General features: G+C 72.1%; 21 protein-coding genes. 14 read left to right on the top strand and 7 right to left on the bottom strand.

Features of this window, described 5'->3' with window-relative positions; translation table 11 throughout:
• Window positions 1-43: 43 nt before the first annotated feature.
• The 7 genes from OO52_RS32455 to OO52_RS32425 all read left to right on the top strand — a co-directional run bounded on the left by OO52_RS32455 (window position 44) and on the right by OO52_RS32425 (window position 6,500).
• Window positions 44-1,177, top strand: a complete 1,134-nt coding sequence (locus OO52_RS32455; protein WP_078629566.1) for a ParA family protein — start codon at window positions 44-46, stop codon at window positions 1,175-1,177.
• On the top strand, window positions 1,162-1,710 hold the full coding sequence (locus OO52_RS32450) for a hypothetical protein (RefSeq protein WP_030650231.1): 549 nt from the start codon (window positions 1,162-1,164) through the stop codon (window positions 1,708-1,710). Before OO52_RS32455 ends, OO52_RS32450 begins: the two co-directional genes overlap by 16 nt.
• 18 nt (window positions 1,711-1,728) lie before the next feature.
• Entirely contained in the window at window positions 1,729-2,952 is a 1,224-nt protein-coding gene (locus tag OO52_RS32445; RefSeq protein WP_037629934.1) for a segregation and condensation protein A, read from the top strand.
• A complete protein-coding gene (gene scpB / locus OO52_RS32440) occupies window positions 2,949-3,599 on the top strand; it encodes an SMC-Scp complex subunit ScpB (protein ID WP_030650225.1) in 651 nt (216 codons plus the stop codon). The genes OO52_RS32445 and scpB overlap by 4 nt, the downstream gene beginning before the upstream one ends.
• A gap of 13 nt (window positions 3,600-3,612) precedes the next feature.
• Window positions 3,613-4,674, top strand: coding sequence for a pseudouridine synthase (locus tag OO52_RS32435; RefSeq protein WP_030650222.1), 1,062 nt, complete (start codon window positions 3,613-3,615; stop codon window positions 4,672-4,674).
• Between the two features lie 64 nt (window positions 4,675-4,738).
• A complete protein-coding gene (locus tag OO52_RS32430) occupies window positions 4,739-5,746 on the top strand; it encodes an ADP-ribosylglycohydrolase family protein (protein WP_030650220.1) in 1,008 nt (335 codons plus the stop codon).
• Between the two features lie 4 nt (window positions 5,747-5,750).
• Entirely contained in the window at window positions 5,751-6,500 is a 750-nt protein-coding gene (locus OO52_RS32425; RefSeq protein ID WP_030650218.1) for a nucleotidyltransferase domain-containing protein, read from the top strand.
• Here OO52_RS32425 and OO52_RS32420 read toward each other — a convergent pair.
• Together OO52_RS32420 and OO52_RS32415 are read right to left on the bottom strand one after the other, a co-directional pair.
• Window positions 6,426-7,169, bottom strand: a complete 744-nt coding sequence (locus OO52_RS32420; RefSeq protein WP_030650216.1) for a nucleotidyltransferase domain-containing protein — start codon at window positions 7,167-7,169, stop codon at window positions 6,426-6,428. The two genes, OO52_RS32425 and OO52_RS32420, sit on opposite strands and share 75 nt — an antisense overlap.
• Window positions 7,170-7,191: 22 nt before the next feature.
• Complete coding sequence (locus OO52_RS32415) at window positions 7,192-7,638, bottom strand: Rieske (2Fe-2S) protein (RefSeq protein ID WP_030650214.1); 447 nt, start codon at window positions 7,636-7,638, stop codon at window positions 7,192-7,194.
• Window positions 7,639-7,788: 150 nt separating this feature from the next.
• Here OO52_RS32415 and aroH point away from each other — a divergent pair, with 150 nt between their 5' ends.
• From aroH to der, 5 genes are all read left to right on the top strand, one after another.
• The gene (gene aroH, locus OO52_RS32410) at window positions 7,789-8,151 is read left to right on the top strand and encodes a chorismate mutase (RefSeq protein ID WP_030650211.1); all 363 of its coding nucleotides are present in this window, start codon (window positions 7,789-7,791) and stop codon (window positions 8,149-8,151) included.
• On the top strand, window positions 8,148-9,233 hold the full coding sequence (locus OO52_RS32405; protein ID WP_030650209.1) for a prephenate dehydrogenase: 1,086 nt from the start codon (window positions 8,148-8,150) through the stop codon (window positions 9,231-9,233). Before aroH ends, OO52_RS32405 begins: the two co-directional genes overlap by 4 nt.
• A 99-nt stretch (window positions 9,234-9,332) precedes the next feature.
• The gene (gene cmk / locus OO52_RS32400; RefSeq protein ID WP_030650206.1) at window positions 9,333-10,028 is read left to right on the top strand and encodes a (d)CMP kinase; all 696 of its coding nucleotides are present in this window, start codon (window positions 9,333-9,335) and stop codon (window positions 10,026-10,028) included.
• Complete coding sequence (locus tag OO52_RS32395) at window positions 9,986-10,693, top strand: lysophospholipid acyltransferase family protein (protein ID WP_374101866.1); 708 nt, start codon at window positions 9,986-9,988, stop codon at window positions 10,691-10,693. The genes cmk and OO52_RS32395 overlap by 43 nt, the downstream gene beginning before the upstream one ends.
• A gap of 66 nt (window positions 10,694-10,759) precedes the next feature.
• Entirely contained in the window at window positions 10,760-12,241 is a 1,482-nt protein-coding gene (gene der, locus OO52_RS32390) for a ribosome biogenesis GTPase Der (protein ID WP_030650202.1), read from the top strand.
• Window positions 12,242-12,304: 63 nt separating this feature from the next.
• Here the strand turns inward: der and OO52_RS32385 are convergent, their stop codons facing one another.
• Both OO52_RS32385 and OO52_RS32380 read right to left on the bottom strand, forming a co-directional pair.
• Window positions 12,305-12,703, bottom strand: a complete 399-nt coding sequence (locus OO52_RS32385; protein ID WP_030650200.1) for a hypothetical protein — start codon at window positions 12,701-12,703, stop codon at window positions 12,305-12,307.
• A gap of 55 nt (window positions 12,704-12,758) precedes the next feature.
• Window positions 12,759-13,550: a hypothetical protein gene (locus tag OO52_RS32380; RefSeq protein ID WP_030650198.1), complete on the bottom strand. Its 792-nt coding sequence runs from the start codon at window positions 13,548-13,550 to the stop codon at window positions 12,759-12,761.
• A gap of 543 nt (window positions 13,551-14,093) precedes the next feature.
• Between OO52_RS32380 and OO52_RS32375 the strand changes: the two genes are divergently transcribed.
• Entirely contained in the window at window positions 14,094-14,789 is a 696-nt protein-coding gene (locus OO52_RS32375; protein WP_030650196.1) for a transglycosylase family protein, read from the top strand.
• A 127-nt stretch (window positions 14,790-14,916) separates the two neighbouring features.
• On the opposite strand, the gene ctaD is transcribed toward OO52_RS32375, so the two are convergent.
• Window positions 14,917-16,608 carry an aa3-type cytochrome oxidase subunit I gene (ctaD, locus tag OO52_RS32370; RefSeq protein WP_030650194.1) on the bottom strand — a complete coding sequence of 564 codons (1,692 nt, stop codon included), beginning with the start codon at window positions 16,606-16,608 and terminating at the stop codon, window positions 14,917-14,919.
• A gap of 462 nt (window positions 16,609-17,070) precedes the next feature.
• On the opposite strand from ctaD, the gene OO52_RS32365 reads away from it, so the two are divergent.
• On the top strand, window positions 17,071-17,286 hold the full coding sequence (locus OO52_RS32365; protein ID WP_030650192.1) for an I78 family peptidase inhibitor: 216 nt from the start codon (window positions 17,071-17,073) through the stop codon (window positions 17,284-17,286).
• A 109-nt stretch (window positions 17,287-17,395) separates the two neighbouring features.
• On the opposite strand, the gene OO52_RS32360 is transcribed toward OO52_RS32365, so the two are convergent.
• Entirely contained in the window at window positions 17,396-18,421 is a 1,026-nt protein-coding gene (locus OO52_RS32360; protein ID WP_030650188.1) for a phosphatase PAP2 family protein, read from the bottom strand.
• A 237-nt stretch (window positions 18,422-18,658) separates the two neighbouring features.
• Complete coding sequence (locus tag OO52_RS32355) at window positions 18,659-19,882, bottom strand: glycosyltransferase family 39 protein (protein ID WP_030650184.1); 1,224 nt, start codon at window positions 19,880-19,882, stop codon at window positions 18,659-18,661.
• Window positions 19,883-20,086: the final 204 nt, after the last annotated feature.

The following is a 20,086-nucleotide window of genomic DNA, read 5'->3' as shown; positions in this document are numbered from 1 at the left end:
TGTGAATGAGTCGACATTTTCTCCCGGGGGTGGTCAACCAGGAATGCCTGCACGGGGCCAGGGCCCCGCGGGATTCGAGGCTGTCGGCTCCGTAGCTGTGCGCACCTTCGCAGCCCACCAGAGTTCCGGTCCGCAGGCGGCCGGGACAGCACACCAGAGCATGGATGGCCATCACGTGAACGCCATGGCCGGCGACGGAAGTGGCGCGCCCCACAACCACTTCGCCGACTACGACGAACTGCCCGAGGGGCACTTCTACGACCCCGACGCCGAGTACGAGCCCGATCCCGAGTACGCGGCCACGCTCGCGCCCGACGCGGCCCGCCAGCGCCGTGAGCGCATCGGCCCGACCGGACGCCCGCTGCCGTACTTCCCGATCCCGGGCCCGCTGACCGACCACGGCCCCGCGACGATCATCGCGATGTGCAACCAGAAGGGCGGCGTCGGCAAGACGACGTCGACCATCAACCTGGGTGCCGCGCTCGCGGAGTACGGCCGGCGCGTGCTGCTTGTGGACTTCGACCCGCAGGGCGCGCTGTCGGTCGGTCTCGGCGTCAACCCGATGGAGCTGGACCTCACCGTCTACAACCTGCTCATGGAGCGGGGCATGTCCGCGGACGAGGTCCTGCTGAAGACGGCGGTCCCCAACATGGACCTGCTGCCGTCCAACATCGACCTGTCGGCCGCCGAGGTCCAGCTGGTCTCCGAGGTCGCGCGCGAGTCGACACTCCAGCGGGCCCTGAAGCCGCTGCTGCCCGACTACGACTACATCGTGATCGACTGTCAGCCCTCGCTCGGCCTGCTCACCGTCAACGCGCTGACGGCCGCGCACAAGGTGATCGTGCCGCTGGAGTGCGAGTTCTTCGCCCTGCGCGGTGTGGCCCTGCTGACCGAGACCATCGAGAAGGTCCAGGAACGGCTCAACCCGGAGCTGGAGCTCGACGGCATCCTCGCCACGATGTACGACTCGCGCACGGTGCACAGCCGCGAGGTGCTGGCCCGCGTGGTCGAGGCCTTCGACGACCACGTCTACCACACGGTCATCGGCCGCACGGTCCGCTTCCCGGAGACCACGGTCGCCGGTGAGCCGATCACCACGTACGCCTCCAACTCCGTCGGTGCCGCCGCCTACCGCCAGCTCGCCAGGGAGGTGCTCGCCCGGTGTCACGCCGAGTGAGTCTGCCCGGGGCCGACGAACTGTTCCGCACGACCGGGGGGATGGCGCTCCAGCCGTCCACGCCCCGCCGCGCGGCCAACGGCGAGGCCCGGGTGCCGGCTCCCGCGGGGGAGAGCGACGAGGCGGCCGCCGCCGAGGACGCACCGCAGTCGGTGCCCGTCCGGAGCGGCGACGGTGAGGGCGCCGAGCACGTGGCGGCGGAGGCCGAGTCGGCCGAGGCCGGCGAGTCCCGTACCCGGCCGGCCCGGCGGCAGGCGGCGCAGGAAGGTTCTGCCGCCGCGCAGCCCCGCAAGCGCGGACGGTCGGCGGCCCGGCGGCCCAGCGGGCGCGAGCGGCACGACGAGAAGATCACCGTGTACGTCTCCGCCGAGGAGCTGATGGATCTGGAGCACGCGCGGCTGGTGCTCCGCGGCGAGCACGGGCTCGCGGTGGACCGCGGGCGGATCGTCCGCGAGGCCGTGGCCGTGGTCCTGGCCGACCTGGAGTCCCGCGGGGACGCGAGCATCCTCGTACGACGGCTGCGCGGGCGCTAGCGGTAGCCTGCGGGGGCCATGACCTCGAACGAAGCCCCTGCCCCCGGCGCATCCGCCGGCCGTCGGCGTGCGCTGGGGCGAGGACCGGGAGCGACACCGGACGAGCCCGCCGCCGTACCCGCGGAGGCTCCCGAGCCGCAGCTGCCCGAGCCGGAGTTGCCTGAGCCCGAGCCGGAGCCCGCTGGGTCCGAGCCTGCCGAGCCGGAGCTGCCGGAATCCGCGCTGCCTGAGCCGGAGCTGTCCGGGGCCGAGCTGCCTGAGCCGGAGCTGTCCGGAACCGAGCTGGAGCCCGCTGGGTTCGAGCCCACCGAGCTGGAGCTGCCGGAGTCCGAGCTGCCTGAGCCGGAGCTGTCCGGGGCCGAGCCGGAGCTCGCCGAGCCGGAGACGCCCGAGCCCGTCGAATCGAAGCCCGCTGAAGCGGAGCCCGCTGCCGACGGCGTCTTCAAGGTTCGCCTCGCCAACTTCGAGGGCCCCTTCGACCTGCTCCTCCAGCTCATCTCCAAGCACAAGCTGGACGTCACCGAGGTCGCCCTGTCCAAGGTCACCGACGAGTTCATGGCGCACATCCGGGCCATGGGACCCGACTGGGACCTGGACCAGACCACGGAGTTCCTGGTGGTCGCGGCCACGCTGCTCGACCTCAAGGCCGCCCGGCTGCTGCCCGCCGCCGAGGTGGAGGACGAGGCCGACCTCGCCCTGCTGGAGGCCCGGGACCTGCTGTTCGCCCGGCTGCTCCAGTACCGCGCCTACAAGCAGATCGCCGACATCTTCGACCGGCGGCTCGACGACGAGGCCCGGCGCCACCCCCGTACCGTCGGCCTGGAACCGCAGCACGCCGAGCTGCTGCCCGAGGTCGTCATCAGCATCGGCCCCGAGGGCTTCGCCGAGCTGGCGGTCAAGGCCATGCAGCCCAAGCCCAAGCCGCAGGTCTACGTCGACCACATCCACGCCCCGCTGGTCAGCGTGCAGGAGCAGGCCGGCATCGTGGTCGCCCGGCTGCGCGAGCTGGGCGAGGCCAGCTTCCGGGCGCTGATCGAGGACACCGACGACACGCTCACCGTCGTGGCGCGGTTCCTCGCCCTGCTGGAGCTGTACCGGGAGAAGGCCGTCGCCCTGGAGCAGGAGGCCGCGCTCGGGGAGCTGACCGTGCGCTGGACCGGCGGGGACGCGGACGGGGCGCCCTTGGTCACGGACGAGTTCGACCGGCCGCCCGAGCCGCCCAAGGAGGAGAAGAAGCCGTGAGTGAGCAGACCGCCGAGGTCCCGGCCGGGCCGCCGGCCGTCGCCGACCTCGACCTCAAGCCCGCCCTGGAGGCGATGCTCATGGTCGTGGACGAGCCCGCGACCGAGGAGCATCTGGCGAAGATCCTGGAGCGGCCCAGGCGGCAGGTCGCGGACGCCCTGCGCGAGCTGGCCGACGAGTACACCGTGCAGGGCCGCGGCTTCGAGCTGCGGTTCGTCGCGGGCGGCTGGCGCTTCTACACCCGCGCCGCCTACGCGCCCGCCGTCGAACGGCTGGTCCTGGACGGCCAGACCGCCCGCCTCACCCAGGCCGCGCTGGAGACCCTGGCGGTCGTCGCCTACCGCCAGCCGGTCAGCCGCAGCCGGGTCTCCGCCGTACGCGGAGTCAACTGCGACGGCGTGATGCGCACCCTCCTCCAACGCGGTCTGGTCGAGGAGGCGGGCACGGAACCCGAAACAGGTGCGATCCTGTACAGGACGACGAACTACTTCCTGGAGCGGATGGGCCTGCGTGGCCTGGACGAGCTTCCGGAGCTCGCGCCCTTCCTCCCGGAGGCGGAGGCGATCGAGGCCGAGACCCAGGAGGGAGTCCCGTCGTTCGACCCGGACGCGCCCGACGCGCCCGGCGGTCAGGACGCAGACGACTAAGACGGAAACCTTGATGCGAAGCAGCGGCAGCGGCAAGAGCGGCGGGCGCGGTAACTACCGCGGTGCCGGCAACGACAGGGACCAGAAGCAGGGGCAGGGACGGCCCCGCAAGCCCCGCCCCGAGGAGCGCCGCTACGACGTGGGCCCTGGGGCCACCAAGGACGGTCCCAAGGCCGGGCGCGGCGGTGCCGCGCGAGGAGGAACCAAGGGCGGCCCGAAGCAGCCCCGGCAGGGCGGCCGTACGGCCCCGGCGCGCTCGCGCGAGTACGAGACGCGGGTCGAGGAGCGCAACCGGGAGCGGTACGCGGGCAAGAAGGACATCAAGCTGCCCAAGACCTTCCCGGGCGCCGAGCAGGAGGGCGAGCGGCTGCAGAAGGTCCTCGCGCGCGCGGGCTACGGCTCCCGGCGGGCCTGCGAGGAGCTGATCGACCAGGCCCGGGTCGAGGTGAACGGCGAGATCGTCACCGAGCAGGGCAAGCGGGTCGACCCCGAGCGGGACGAGGTCAAGGTCGACGGCCTGACGGTCGCGACCCAGTCGTACCAGTTCTTCTCGCTGAACAAGCCCGCGGGCGTGGTCTCCACGATGGAGGACCCGGAGGGCCGGCAGTGCCTCGGTGACTACGTCACCAACCGCGAGACGCGGCTCTTCCACGTCGGCCGGCTGGACACCGAGACCGAGGGCGTCATCCTGCTCACCAACCACGGCGAGCTGGCCCACCGCCTCACCCACCCCAAGTACGGCGTTAAGAAGACCTACCTCGCGCACATCGTCGGCCCGATCCCGCGCGACCTGGGCAAGCGCCTGAAGGACGGCATCCAGCTCGAGGACGGCTACGCGCGCGCGGACCACTTCCGGGTGGTCGAGCAGACCGGCAAGAACTACCTGGTCGAGGTGACCCTGCACGAGGGCCGCAAGCACATCGTGCGCCGCATGCTGGCGGAGGCGGGCTTCCCGGTCGACAAGCTGGTGCGCACCGCCTTCGGCCCGATCACCCTGGGCGACCAGAAGTCGGGCTGGCTGCGCCGCCTGTCGAACACCGAGGTCGGCATGCTGATGAAGGAAGTCGACCTCTAAAGCGCCTTGCCGTGCTCACCATCCCCCTTTATTGTCATGGTGACGATAAAGGGGGATGGCGTATATGCCCAAGCAGCCGGCGACCGGAGCGCTTCTCGGCCTCGCCCTCGGGGACGCCCTCGGCTTCCCGACCGAATTCAACGACGTGCCGTCGATCCTCGCCAAGTGCGGGCCCTGGCGGGAGATGGAGCTGCCGAAGCGGGCCTTCGTCTCCGACGACACCCAGATGACCCTCGCCCTCGGGCGAGCCCTGCGCACGGCCATGGAGCGCGGATTCCTCGCCCCCAAGCGGCTGGAGCGGCCCCTGCGCGAGGAGTTCGTGGACTGGTACGAGTCGCCCGAGAACAACCGCGCCCCCGGCACCACCTGTCTGCGGGCCTGCGAGCTGCTCAAGGCGGAGGGCCGGGCCTGGCAGGACGCCAGCCGGATCGACTCCAAGGGCTGCGGCGCCAACATGCGGGTCGCCCCGATCGGGCTCGCCCCCGGCCTGAGCGGCGAACAGCGGTCCGGCGCCGCCCAGTTGCAGGCCGCGCTCACCCACGGCCACCCCACCGCGCTGGCCGCCTCCGACCTCACCGCCCACGCCGTCCACCTGCTCGCCCAGGGCACCGACCCGGCCGGACTGGTCGGGCACCTGCGCTCCTACGCCCTCCAGAACCGCACCCGCTACGACCACACCTGGCTCGGCGACCTGTGGACCCGCTCGCAGGACCCCGGCCCCGAGCACTTCATCGCGCGCGGCTGGGACGAGTGCCTGGAGATCCTCGGCCGGCTCCAGGAGGCCGCGCGGACCGTCTCCCCGGAGACCGACCCCTGCCTCGCCACCGGCGAGGGCTGGATCGCCGAGGAGGCCCTCGCGACCGGGCTGCTGTGCTTCCTGCTCTTCCCCGACGAGCCCGTCACCGCCCTGCGCCGGGCCGCCTGCACCGCCGGCGACTCCGACTCCATCGCCTGCCTCACCGGCGCCTTCGCGGGCGCCTGGCTGGGCGCTGATGCCTGGCCCGCCGACTGGGCGGAGCGGATCGAGTACCGAGGCGACCTGTTGGCCCTGGGAGCGCTCTGGGACGCTTAGGTCCATGATCGACGACCTCGACATAGACCTGGCCCCGGTGGTCGCGGAACAGCCCGACCCGCTGCTGTTCGCCACCGTCTCGGGAGCCCACCTGTACGGCTTCCCCTCGCAGGACTCCGACGTGGACCTGCGCGGCGTCCACCTGCTCCCCGCCGCCGACCTCGTCGGACTGCGAGAGCCGGAGGAGACCCGCTCACGGACCTGGGTCCGGTACGGCGTCGAGCTGGACCTCGTCACCCACGACCTGCGCAAGTTCGTACGGCTGATGCTCCGTCGCAACGGCTATGTGCTGGAGCAGCTGCTCTCGCCCCTGGTCGTGCACACCTCCGCGGCACACCGGGAGCTGGCCGCCCTGGCCCCCGGCGTCCTCACCAGCCACCACGCCCACCACTACCGGGGGTTCGCGGTGACCCAGTGGCGGCTGTTCGAGAAGACCGGCGAACTCAAGCCGCTGCTCTACACCTTCCGCGTGCTGCTCACCGGCATCCACCTGATGCGCAGCGGCGAGGTCCAGGCCCATCTGCCCACGCTGCTGGACGAGGTCGGCGCTCCCGGCTACCTGCCCGAGCTGATCGCCGCCAAGCGGGACCGGGAACACGGCAAGGCCGACGTCGACCACGCGCGCGTGGAGGCCGACGTGGAGCGGCTGCACACCGTGCTGGACGACGCGCAGGCCGGCTCAGCCCTGCCCGACGCCGCCGGTGCCCACGACGCCCTGGAGGACCTCGTGGTCCGGCTCCGCCTGGAGGGCTGAGGCCCGGCGCACCCGGTACAGGAACGCGGCCACGCGCGCGTGGTCCGGCCCCGGCGGCAGCGGGCTGTCCCGCAGGGCCTCCTCGGCCTCGGCCGCCAGCCGGACCATCCACGCCTCCACCCGCGCCCACGGCACCTCGCCGTGCTTCACCGCCAGCAGGTGCCCGCGCTGCTCACCGACGTCGATCCGCAGCTCGCCGGTGCGCAGCAGGTCCCGGGCGCTCGTCAGCAGGCGCAGCAGGTGCATCGCGTGCTTCCAGCGCGGGGCGCCCGTCGTGCGGATGTCGGCGTCGAGCTTCCGGCGCTGGCCGAGGGCGTACCGCGTGAAGGTGTCGTACGCCTGCCGGGACAGGAAGGCGCCGCGCAGGGACAGCAGCTCGCGGCCGGTGTCGTCCACGTGCTCCACCAGCGGGGAGTGCAGGCACTCCAGGATGTTCGGGTTGCCGCGCAGCGCCAGCTCGCAGAAGCGTTCCAGCTCCCAGGAGAACCGCTCCTCGCCCGGCCCCTCCACATGCGTCGGCGGCTTCTCGAACCGCCAGAACAGAGGGGTCGGGGCGAGGAACACCCCGCGCCGGTCGGTGTCGCTGGCGTCCGTGGCCAGACCGAAGGCGCGGGAGCCCATGACACAGGCGTAGATCGTGTGGTCGCGTACGAGGTCGTGCGGCTGCATCCCCGGAGCGTACGCGGCACCCTCAGGTCAGGCGGATCGACTTTCCGTCCACCGTGATCGACCGCTGGGGCAGCGGCCTGACCGCCGGGCCGTGCGCCACCGAGCCGTCGGTGACGCGGAACCTGCTGCCGTGACACGGACAGTCGATGGTGCCGTCCGCCACCCGGTCCACCACGCAGCCCTGGTGCGTGCAGATCGCCGAGAAGGCCTTGAAGTCACCCTTCTTCGGCTGGGTGACCACCACCTTCTCCTTCTTGAACACCTTGCCGCCGCCCTCCGGGATGTCGCTCGTCTTCGCCAGCGCCTTCCCGTTGTCGGCCGCCTCCTTCGCGGCCGGGGACGCGGACGCCGACTCCGTCGCCGCCGACGTCGCCTCACCGCCGTCCTTGGCACCGCACCCCACACATCCCAGGGCGAGTGCACCGGCGCCCGTGGCGAGAACTGTCCGCCGTGTCGCTGGCTGGGGCATGTCAGACCTCCGTACAGAAGATATGCGTATCGGTGGATACCGGGACGTTCGCATCGTCTCAGCGAGCGAGCGGCCCGCGCCCGTCCCGCGCGGGCTGACTACGCTGGACGGACCAAGAACGGAACACGCATGTCAGCGAGGAGCAGCGCCGTGGCGGTACGAGCGGTCCGGGGGGCCGTCCAACTGGAGCGGGACGAGGCCGGTCACATGGGGGAGCGGGTCGGGGCCCTGCTCACCGCCGTCCTGGAGCGGAACGGGCTGACCGCCGACGACCTGATCAGCATCTGGTTCACGGCCACCCCCGACCTGCACAGCGACTTCCCGGCCGCCGCCGCCCGCAAGCTCGGCATCGTGGACGTCCCCCTCATCTGCGCCCAGGAACTGGACGTCGAGGGCGCCATGCCCCGCGTCGTGCGCGTCCTCGCGCACGTCGAGTCGGACAAGCCCCGCGCCGACATCACCCACGTCTACCTCGGCGCCGCCGCGGCCCTGCGCAAGGACATCGCCCAGTGAGAACCGCACTCGTCATCGGAACCGGCCTCATCGGCACCTCCGCCGCCCTGGCCCTCACCCAGCGCGGCGTCACCGTCCACCTCGCCGACCACGACCCCGAGCAGGCCCGCACGGCCGCCGCGCTGGGCGCCGGCACCGACCAGGCCCCCGACGGCCCGGTCGACCTGGCGATCGTGGCCGCCCCGCCCGCCCACGTGGCCCGGGTCCTCGCCGACGCCATGCGCCGGGGCGTGGCCCGCGGTTACGTGGACGTCGCCAGCGTCAAGGGCGGCCCCCGCCGCGAGCTGGAGGCGCTCGGCCTGGACCTCACCGCGTACATCGGCACGCACCCCATGTCCGGCCGGGAGAAGTCCGGCCCGCTGGCCGCCACCGGCGACCTCTTCGAGGGCCGCCCCTGGGTGCTCACCCCGACCCGGGACACCGACACCGAGGTGCTCAACCTCGCCCTGGAGCTGGTCTCGCACTGCCGGGCCGTGCCGGTCGTCATGGACGCCGACGCCCACGACCGCGCCGTCGCCCTCGTCTCCCACATGCCCCACCTGGTGTCCAACATGGTCGCCGCGCGCCTGGAGCACGCCGAGGAGGCCGCCGTACGGCTGTGCGGACAGGGCATCCGGGACGTGACCCGGATCGCCGCCTCCGACCCGGGCATGTGGATCGACATCCTGTCCGCGAACCCGGGACCGGTCGCCGACCTGCTCTCCGACGTCGCCGCCGACCTGGACGGGACGGTCCGCGCGCTGCGCGCCCTGCAGTCCTCCGACGAGGCCAAGCGGGGCGAGGGCGCCGCCGGCATCGAGGACGTGCTGCGCCGCGGGAACGCGGGCCAGGTGCGGGTACCCGGCAAGCACGGCAGCGCCCCGCGCGCGTACGAGACCGTCGCCGTCCTCATCGACGACCAGCCCGGCCAGCTCGCCCGCATCTTCGCCGACGCGGGCCGGGCCGGGGTCAACGTCGAGGACGTCAGGATCGAGCACGCGACCGGGCAGCAGGCCGGTCTGGTCCAGCTCAGCGTCGAACCGAAGGCGGTGCCCGTGCTGGAAGAAGCACTGCGCGAGCGGGGCTGGGCGCTGCGCCAGTAACACCCGGTGAGGGCGCCTCCCGCGAGCCAGTAACCTTGTGCGGGGCGCCCTCGCGCCCCGGACCCCGCTCACCACCCTTCACCAGGAAGGTGCCCTCCCGTGGAAAACGGCGCCGCCCCGACCGCCAAGCCCGTGATCGTCGCGATCGACGGTCCCTCCGGCACGGGCAAGTCGAGCACGTCGAAGGCCGTGGCCGCGCAGCTCGGCCTCAGCTACCTGGACACCGGTGCCCAGTACCGGGCGATCACCTGGTGGATGGTGACCAACGGCATCGACCTGGACGACCCGACCGCGATCGCCGCCGTCGCCGGCAAGCCCGAGATCGTCTCCGGCACCGACCCGGCCGCCCCGGCCATCACGGTCGACGGCGTCGACGTGGCCGGCCCGATCCGCACCCAGGAGGTCACCTCCAAGGTCAGCGCGGTCAGCGCGGTGCCCGAGGTGCGCGCCCGGATCACCGAGCTGCAGCGCTCCCTGGCCGCCGGCGCGGAGAACGGCATCGTGGTCGAGGGCCGGGACATCGGTACGACCGTCCTGCCGGACGCCGACCTGAAGATATTCCTCACCGCCTCCCCGGAGGCCCGTGCGGCGCGCCGCAGCGGCGAGCTGAAGGGCGCCGACGTCCACGCCACCCGCGAGGCCCTGATCAAGAGGGACGCGGCCGACTCCAGCCGCAAGACCTCGCCGCTCGCCAAGGCCGACGACGCGGTCGAGGTGGACACCACCGAGCTCACCCTCGCCCAGGTCATCGAGTGCGTCGTCACCCTGGTCGAGGAGAAGCGGGCCGGGAAGTGAGCCGTCCGCCGGTCGCGTCGGAGCGGGGCGCCGAGGTCGGGCGGCGCATCGGCGTCGGCCTGATGTACGGGCTGTGGCGGCCGCGTGTGCTCGGCGCCTGGAAGGTGCCGGCCGGCGGCCCGGTGATCCTCGCGGTGAACCACTCCCACAACATCGACGGCCCGATGGTCATGGGCGTGGCACCCCGGCCGACGCACTTCCTGATCAAGAAGGAAGCCTTCATCGGTCCGCTGGACCCCTTCCTGACCGGCATCGGCCAGCTCAAGGTCGACCGGGCCGCCGCCGACCGCACCGCGATCGGCCAGGCCCTCGACGTGCTGGCGGCCGGGGGAGTGCTGGGCATCTTCCCGGAGGGCACCCGGGGCGAGGGGGACTTCGCCTCGCTGCGCGCCGGGCTGGCCTACTTCGCGGTCCGCAGCGGGGCGCCGATCGTCCCCGTGGCCGTCCTGGGAAGCGCGGAGCGGCCCGGCCGGTTGATAAAGGCGCTGCCCCCGCTGCGCTCCCGCGTCGACGTCGTCTTCGGCGACCCGTTCCCGGCGGGCGACGGCAGCGGGCGGCGTACGCGCAAGGCGCTGGACGAGGCGACCGAGCGCATCCAGAAGCAGCTCACCAGCCACCTGGAAAACGCCAGGCGCCTGACCGGGCGCCGGGCGACACTTGAGTAGTGGATCAGCCCCCGCGAGGGGCTCGCTCCACCGATCACCACGAATGAACGACGAGGTACGGACTTCATGAACGACGACATCCAGCCCGACGGCTCGGCCGAGCACGAGTTCGAGCACGGGGCTCTCGGCGACGCCGAGTACGCGGAGTTCATGGAGCTCGCCGCGGAAGAGGGCTTCGACATCGAGGACGTCGAGGGCGCCATCGAGGCGGCGGGCCACGGCCCGCTGCCCGTGCTCGCCGTCGTCGGCCGCCCCAATGTCGGCAAGTCGACACTGGTGAACCGGATGATCGGCCGCCGCGAGGCGGTCGTGGAGGACCGGCCGGGCGTCACCCGCGACCGGGTCACCTACGAGGCCGAGTGGGCCGGCCGCCGCTTCAAGGTCGTGGACACCGGCGGCTGGGAGCAGGACGTCCTCGGCATCGACGCCTCCGTCGCCGCCCAGGCCGAGTACGCGATCGAGGCGGCCGACGCGGTCGTCTTCGTGGTCGACGCCAAGGTCGGCGCGACCGACACCGACGAGGCGGTCGTCCGGCTGCTGCGCAAGGCCGGCAAGCCGGTCGTGCTGTGCGCCAACAAGGTCGACGGCCCGAGCGGCGAGGCCGACGCGGCCTACCTGTGGAGCCTGGGCCTCGGCGAGCCCCACCCGGTCTCGGCCCTGCACGGCCGCGGCACGGGCGACATGCTCGACGCCGTGCTGGAGGTCCTGCCGAACGCCCCCGAGCAGTCCTTCGGCACCGCGATCGGCGGCCCGCGGCGCATCGCCCTCATCGGCCGCCCGAACGTCGGCAAGTCCTCGCTGCTGAACAAGGTGGCCGGGGAGGAGCGCGTCGTCGTCAACGAGCTGGCGGGCACCACCCGCGACCCGGTCGACGAGATCATCGAACTCGGCGGCAAGACCTGGAAGTTCGTGGACACCGCCGGTATCCGCAAGCGCGTCCACCTCCAGCAGGGCGCGGACTACTACGCCTCGCTGCGCACGGCCGCCGCCGTGGAGAAGGCGGAGGTCGCCGTCGTGCTGATCGACGCCTCCGAGTCCATCTCCGTGCAGGACCAGCGGATCATCAGCATGGCCGTCGAGGCGGGCCGCGCGATGGTCATCGCCTTCAACAAGTGGGACACGCTGGACGAGGAGCGCCGCTACTACCTGGAGCGGGAGATCGAGACCGAGCTGGGCCAGGTCGCCTGGGCGCCCCGGGTCAACGTCTCCGCGCGCACCGGCCGGCACATGGAGAAGCTGGTCCCGGCGATCGAGACGGCGCTGGCCGGCTGGGAGACGCGCGTCCCCACGGGCCGGCTGAACGCCTTCCTCGGTGAGCTGGTCTCGGCCCACCCGCACCCGATCCGGGGCGGCAAGCAGCCGCGCATCCTGTTCGGCACCCAGGCCGGCACCAAGCCCCCGCGGTTCGTGCTCTTCGCGTCCGGCTTCATCGAGGCGGGCTACCGGCGCTTCATCGAGCGCCGCCTGCGCGAGGAGTTCGGCTTCGAGGGCACCCCGATCCACATCTCGGTGCGGGTGCGCGAGAAGCGCGGCGCGAAGAAGAAGTAACGTCGGTACGACGAGGAGGGCGGCCCTGGGATCCCAGGGCCGCCCTCCTCGTCCGTGTGCCCGTCACGCGCTCCGGCGCGGCCCCGGCGGCAGGGCGGCCGCGGCCGGCACGTGGTGCATGCCCGTCTCCTGATGCCGGCCCAGCGTGCCGACCCGCTGCCACTGCGACTGTTGCCGGGCGCTGTAGGCCCCCGCGCTGTAGGCGCTGTAGGAGCTGCTGAACGTCCCCGCCCGGTGCCCGCCGTACGCGCCCGTGCCGTCCGGGAAGTCCCCGAAGGCGCTGAACCGCAGCCCCTCCTCACCGCTGCGGTCCCCCGGCAGTGTGCGGAAGGTCCTGACCCACTCCGCGTAGAGCGAGTCGTAGATCGGCGTGGCCGAGGACCCGCCGGACGGCTCGTGCGCCGTCCGGGCGGACGGCACGGAGGAGAAGGACCGGCGGGGAGGAGTGTCGTATGCGTGCACGTATGTCCAAACGACCGTAACCGGAAAGAGATGCGGCCGGACGGCTCACCGGGGCTCAGGTGCCCGCGAGGGGAAGCGCGGCGGCGACCAGCCGACCGCCCGCGGCGGCCTTGTCCAGCGCGTCCCGCAGCAGGTCCTCCCGGGGCTGGCGGCCGATGGACCCGACCGGCGCGGCGAACATCAGTACCTGCTGGTGCTTGTTCGCCGCGGCCCGCCAGCTGTCGGTCACCTGGAGCGGCTGGTGCGCCTGCCACCAGGCCACCGGCTGCCCGCCGGCCGCCGACGGCTGCAGCACCGCGTGCAGCTGGCCCACGGCCAGCAGGACGGACCAGCCGTGCAGCACCGGAGGGACGGACGCCAGCTCGGACACCGGCATGAAGCCCTGCTCGATGAGCAGCGGCAGGAAGTCGTCACCCGTGCCGGTGGTGCCCGGACGGACGATCGGTGAGGTCGGCTCGACGACGAGCGCGGGGTGCAGTTCCCCGTCGACCAGGACGAGTCCGCTGGTCACGCCGAGCACCGCCTGCTCGGGCACGGACGTGCGCGGCTCACCGCCGGCCGGGTCGCCGCCGACGGGGCCGATGGAGCGGACGGCGCCCTGGAGCTGCTCCTCCGTCACCTGGACGACCTGCGAGGGCAGGCAGCTTGCGTGGGCGAAGGCGAGGACGGCGGTCTCGTCGCCGACGAACAGAACGGTGCTGGTGCGCTCCTGCTCGGAGTCGCCCGGGGTGCGACAGGACGTGCAGTCGTAACTGCCCGGGGCGTTCTCTCCGGCGAGCAGCCGGTCGGCTTCTTCGTCGCCGATCTCGGCGCGTACGGCGTCGCTGACGTCGAGCATGCGCGGCACGGGTGGCTCCCTCGGGATGCGGTGCTGGGTCGGCCGGGTGGCTCCCGGCCGATGAGCCCCGGGGTTCCGGGCTCATGAAGAACTCAACGGGCGTCCTGTGGTGGTGGTCACGCCCCGGGGGCGACCGGTTCGCACCTTCCACCGCGCACGGTCACCTCCGGTGCGGAATCGAACACTCACTGTCAACTCCGCTCGCCGTCAAGGAACTTGGGCAGGTGAAGTGGGTCACAGATCGCGTCGGCCGGTGGTCGACAAATCAGGAAATCAGCGCATGTAGTGGGTGGCCGAAAATCGCCGATACCCGCAGTAACACGTAACTGGCCTGGACGGACGGTGAGTTGGTTGATTCCCGCCGCTCACCCTCCTTACATTCCTCCGCCGTGTGCAACGAGCACCGCTCGGGTACGTCCGCCGGCCGGCACCAGGCAGCGCTGAATCGCCGACACCGGTCACGGCGGACGGGGCGGGCGCGAGGAACCGCGGTCCTACGCGGTGAGCCGCGCTCCGCCTTGGGGGAGCCCGGGTTCGTGGAGAGGGAACTACATGTCCGAGTGTGCCGATACCACCCGCAACACCGCCCGTCCCGACGGCGCCCGACCTGACGGCGGCCGCAAGGGCCGTACGACGGCCGCGCTCGCCGGAGCCGCCCTGCTGGCCCCGCTGGGACTGCTGGCCGCCACCGGCAACGCCGCCGCGGCGGACAACGGGGTGTGGGACCGCATCGCCCAGTGCGAGAGCGGCGGCAACTGGCACATCAACACCGGCAACGGCTACTACGGCGGGCTCCAGTTCTCCGCCGGCACCTGGCGCGCGTACGGCGGCACCGCCTACGCCCCGACGGCCGACCAGGCCTCCAGGAGCGCGCAGATCGCCGTCGCCACCAAGGTCCAGCAGGCCCAGGGCTGGGGCGCCTGGCCGGTCTGTTCGGCCCGGGCCGGGGCCTCCGGCGCCGCTCCGGCGGCGGCCCGCACCGGCTCCTCCGGTACGGCGACCCACGACGGCGGCGCGACGACGAGGTCCGCGCCCGTCCGGTCCACCCCGGCGAAGGCGCCGGAACGTCCCGCGACCACCACCCGCCGTGGTGCCTCGCACGGTGACTACACCGTCCGCCAGGGAGACACTCTGAGCACCATCGCGGCCCGGCACGGCACCACCTGGCAGCGGATCTACGCCGCCAACAAGGCCGTCATCGGCGACGACCCGAACCTGATCGTGCCCGGCCAGCGCCTCGCGCTCTGAGCCCGGCACACCCGGCAGGCAGCCGCCGTCCCGGTGAGGACGGCGGCTGTCCGCGTGCCGGCCCTTCACCGCCTGGTGCCGGGCCCGCCGTACGAGGCGGCCGGGTCCGCCGGACCGGCCGGCGCCGTCAGGAGGCTTCGGGACCGGCTTGATGGCGCTTCGGCTCGGGCTGCGGAGCCTGGGCCGCGTACTCCGGGTGGTGCAGGTCGAACGCGGGGGACTCCGAGCGGACCCGGGGCAGGGTGAGGAAGTTGTGCCGGGGCGGCGGGCAGGACGTGGCCCACTCCAGGGAACGGCCGTAGCCCCAGGGGTCGTCGGTCTCCACCTTCTCCCCGTACATGGCCGTCTTCCAGACGTTGTAGAGGAACGGCAGCGTCGACAGGCCCAGCAGGAACGAGCCGATGGTCGAGACCGTGTTGAGCGTGGTGAAGCCGTCGGCGGCCAGATAGTCGGCGTACCGGCGGGGCATCCCCTCGGCGCCCAGCCAGTGCTGCACCAGGAACGTGGCGTGGAAGCCCACGAACAGGGTCCAGAACTGGATCTTCCCGAGTCGCTCGTCCAGCATCTTGCCCGTGAACTTCGGCCACCAGAAGTAGAAGCCGCCGAAGACGGCGAAGACGACCGTGCCGAAGACCACGTAGTGGAAGTGGGCGACGACGAAGTACGAGTCCGTGACGTGGAAGTCCATCGGCGGGGACGCCAGGATCACCCCGGTCAGCCCGCCGAGCAGGAACGTCGCCAGGAAGCCCATCGCCCACAGCATCGGCGTCTCGAAGGACAGCGAGCCCTTGATCATCGTGCCGGTCCAGTTGAAGAACTTCACCCCCGTCGGCACCGCGATCAGGAACGACATGAAGGAGAAGAACGGCAGCAGCACCGCGCCCGTGGCGAACATGTGGTGCGCCCACACCACCATGGACAGGCCGGTGATCGCCATCGTCGCGCCGACCAGCGTCAGATAGCCGAAGATCGGCTTGCGGCTGAACACCGGGATGATCTCCGTGATGATCCCGAAGAACGGCAGCGCGATGATGTACACCTCGGGGTGCCCGAAGAACCAGAACAGGTGCTGCCACAGCAGCGCCCCGCCGTTCGGCGCCTGGAACACCTGCGAGCCGAAGCGCCGGTCCGACTCCAGCGCCAGCAGCGCCGCCGCCAGCACCGGGAACGCCATCAGGATCATGATCGACGTGAAGAGGGTGTTCCAGGTGAAGATCGGCAGCCGGAACATCGTCATGCCCGGCGCGCGCATCCCGACGATGGTGGCGAGGAAGTTGACCGCGCCGAGGATCGTCCCGAAGCCGGCCAGCGCCAGGCCCATGATCCACAGGTCCGGGCCCACGCCGGGGGAGTGCCGGGCGTCGTTGAGCGGCGCGTAGGCGAACCAGCCGAAGGCGGCCGGCCCGGTGGGCACCAGCAGCGAGCTCAGCACGATCAGCCCGCCGAACGCGAAGAGCCAGTACGACAGCATGTTCAGCCGGGGGAAGGCCACGTCCGGGGAGCCGATCTGCAACGGCATCAGCTCGTTGGCGAAGCCCGCGAAGCTCGGGGTCGCGAACAGCAGCAGCATGATCGTGCCGTGCAGCGTGAACAGCTGGTTGTACTGGTTGTTGCCCATGAGCTGGAGCCCCGGCCGGGCCAGTTCCGCGCGCATCAGCAGCGCCATGACCCCGCCCACGAGGAAGAACCCGAAGCCCGTGATCAGGTACAGGTGGCCGATCTTCTTGTGGTCGGTGGTGGTGAGCCAGTCCACCACCAGCCGGCCGGCCCTGGCCCGCCGCACCGGTCGCGCCGGCGCCCCTGCGGTCTCGGTCCCCATCGCTCGCTCGCCCCTTCGCATCGTCGGGCCCGGGCCCGCGGCAGCCCGCGGCTCGCGCACCCGCGAGCCGTCCGTCCTGATGCTCGCCGGGCGTGCGCTCCGTCAGGGGGCGTCCGGCGGGTATGTGCTGAATCCGTGAATTTCCTATGTGGCGTCAGCTGCCGTGGCGCCACCGCGGATTGCGCGGGGAATCGCGCCCCGGGCCCGCCCCGATCCCCACTGCGGCACTTTCCGCCGGGTAATTCGGAGCGGCCCTCCGACACGCGTGAATTCTGTTCGATTACCCCGGTAAGCCGAACGGAAACCCCCGTTCGTGTGACACGCGCCGTGGCAGCGGATGATGTGACCGAGGTCGAAACGGGATCGGAGTGGCTGTGACAGAAGTGTGACGGGAGCCGGATACGGCTCTTACCCGTCCGTGCCCGGCTTCCGTCACCGCCGGTTGCGGCCTAGCGTGGCCGCATGGCACCGATTCCCGCTCCGTCAGCGGAGCCCCAGGACAGCCCGGACGGGTACGTCGGCCTCGACGCGGCGCACGCCGAACGGCTCGCGCGGCAGCGCGGCTGGTCGACGGTGCGGTCGTTGCCGCCGGGCGCGATCATCACCATGGAGTACCGGGCCGGACGGCTGAACTTCGAGGTACGGGACGGCCGGGTGGCCCGCGCTTGGAAGGGCTGACCGCCGGTCCCCGGGTGGATACGCGCAAGGCCCCGCTCCTGTCCGGGAGCGGGGCCTTCGTCGTGGTGCGGGGTGGTGGTGCGTACCGAACCCCGTGCCGGGTGGGCCGTCAGCCGCCGGTCAGGGGCCGGGCCGGCTGGGACGTGCCGCGCGGGAGGCGGTCGGCGTGCGGCGGGCGGCGGCTGCCCGCCGGGGTGACCGGGGTGCGTTCCGAACGGGCCGTGTGCGGTCCGGGCGCGAGGTGCGCCAGGCCCCGGGAGGTCCGGGTGGAGGCCACCGGCTCGCGGGCCGGCGTCGGCTGCTCGGCGGGCAGGTTGCGGGGCTTGAGCAGCACCGGCGCGACCGGCGCGACCGGTTCGGGCGCGGGCAGGCCACGGCGGGCGCGCCAGCGGTCGCGCAGGTCGAAGAGCCACAGCTCCGCCCTGGCGATCAGCGGCTCGAACCAGGGCAGGGCGAGCAGGATCAGCAGACCGGCGGCCCAGCCCAGCAGCACGTCGCTCAGCCAGTGCGTACCGAGGTAGACGGTGGTGAGGCCGACGCCGAGAGAGGTGACCGCGGAGAGGGCCGACAGCCAGCGGCGCGCTGTCGGGGTGGAGGCCAGATACGCCAGGATTCCCCAGGTCACCACCGCGTTGGCGGTGTGGCCGCTGGGGAATATATCGCCGCCCAGACCCATCTCGTTCGAGCCGATCACGGTCGCGTAGTGCGGACCGAGCCGCCCCATCCCGAGCTTGGCGGCGCCGACCGTGATGTTCAGCAGGAGCAGCGAGGTGGCCAGGGTGAGCAGCGGGCGCAGGGTGTGCTGCCGCCAGGAGCGCCAGCCGAGCCAGGCCGCGACCATCACGGCGGTGGGGCCGCGCTGGCCCAGCACCACGTAGTAGTCGAGGAACGCGTGGATCTCGGGCCACTGCTGGTACGGCCGGAAGAACATGACCTGCCAGTCCAGCCGGACCAGCCAGGAGGTCGTCACCACGGCCCACACGATCGCCAGGTAGAAAGCCAGGGTCGCGGAGAACAGAACGACCCGGTGCCGGCTCATCCTCGGCACATCGATGTGGGCCGGTCGTTCCGGCTCACGGTCCAGCCTGGCGAACACCCGGTCCAGACGCCGGGTGAGGTTTCGTTCGGTACGCACCCAATCGACGTTACAGCGAGTGAGCGGTGTTCCCGGTCGAAACAGCGTCTTTGTGATGACGATGTGATGTGGGAAACCTCTCAAGGGGGGCCTGAATTCCCGGGATTCCGCAATCCGGTGAGTCCGATCGGGCCAATTCCTTTGATCATGCCGGGTGTTGTTTATATGGCGCTTATGAATGTGTTAACCCGGTCATGGCGCGGAATTCTCCGGGGCGTCATCGGACGGCCCGGTCGATCATGGGGGGCCGGAACCGTTCAGCCAGAACGCCCCGTAGACCGCCGCCGCGACCGCCAACCCCGCCGTGAGCAGGGCCGATCGGGGCGTGCGTGGCCGGGCCAGGGCACGGGCGAGCGGCAGCAGCAGCGGGAAGGCGGGCATCAGCAGCCGTGGCTTGGAGCCGAAGTAGCTCGACGCGCACAGGGCGAGGGCGAGCACGACGCCCGTGTAGACCAGCAGTTCGACCGGCTGGCGCGCGCGGACGCCGGTGACGTACAGCCAGATCAGCAGGGCCACCCCGGCGATCAGGCCGAGACCGGCGAGGGCGGACGGGAATGACGTGAACTTGTCGGCCACGAAGCGGGCGAAGGCGTAGCCGCCGTCGAAGCCGTTGCGCCATCCGGCTTGCACGTCCAGATAGCCGAGCGGGCCCCCGCCGGTGCGATGGCCGACCCAGAGGACGTAGCCCGCGGCCCCGAGCGGAGCGAGCAGCATGCCGAGCGCGCGCCGCCAAGCGGGGGCGTACGGAGTGGCGGACGCGCCGGGGCCGGGCGCGGGAGCGTGTTCGTCGTGGTGCGCGCCCGGCGCGTGCTTCGTGCCGCGCTCTCGCCCGAACGAGACCGCGCCCGCGACCCACACCGCCGCGACCACCGCCGCCCCCACCGGCCGGGTCAGCCCGGCCAGGGCCGCCAGCGTGCCCGCGCCCACCCACCGCCCGGTCAGCACGGCGTACAGCGACCAGGCTGCCAGGGCCGTGAACAGCGACTCGCTGTACGCCATCGACTGCACGATCCCGACCGGCAGCACCGCCCACAGCAACACCGCGCACATCCCGACCCGGGGGCCGTACACCCGGTCCGCGACCGCGAAGATCCCGGCCGCGGCGGCGAGCGAGGCCACCAGGCTCACCACGAACCCGGCGCCCGCGTACGACAGCGGGGTGACCGCGTGCAGCAGCCGCTCCAGCCACGGCAGCAACGGGAAGAACGCGAGGTTGGAGTGGACGTCCCCGTTCGGCAGCCGTACCTCGTAGCCGTACCCCAGTTCGGCGACCCGCGCGTACCACAGCGAGTCCCAGCGCGCGGTCAGCAAGGTGAACGCGTTCTTGCCGCGCGCGGCGCTCCACACCGCGAGCACCACCAGCCCCAGGGCGCGGACCGCCGCATAGCCCAGGAGGGCCGGGGCCGCCCGGCGCGGAAGTGTGGCGTGGGGCGGGGCCACGCGCGTCGCAAGATCGGTCACGGGCTCGATTATCGACCGCGTGCCCCACCGGACCGGTCGCCGGTTCACGGTCAAGAGGGGCCGACGTGGCGTACGCCACACGGGTTCCCTCCGGTGGGTGAGAGGTCCGCCACGTGACCGCGGGGCGGACTCGCGTACGCTGACGAGTCACCCGCGTGGGTTCGCGCGGGCCGGAGACACCGCTCCTCTCCGGCCGTACGACAG

It is taken from the genome of Streptomyces flaveolus, from assembly GCF_000716535.1.
Classification (GTDB): Bacteria; Actinomycetota; Actinomycetes; order Streptomycetales; family Streptomycetaceae; genus Streptomyces; species Streptomyces flaveolus_A.
Note: the sequence above shows the minus strand (reverse complement) of the source record. Positions and strands in the feature narration are given on the sequence as shown.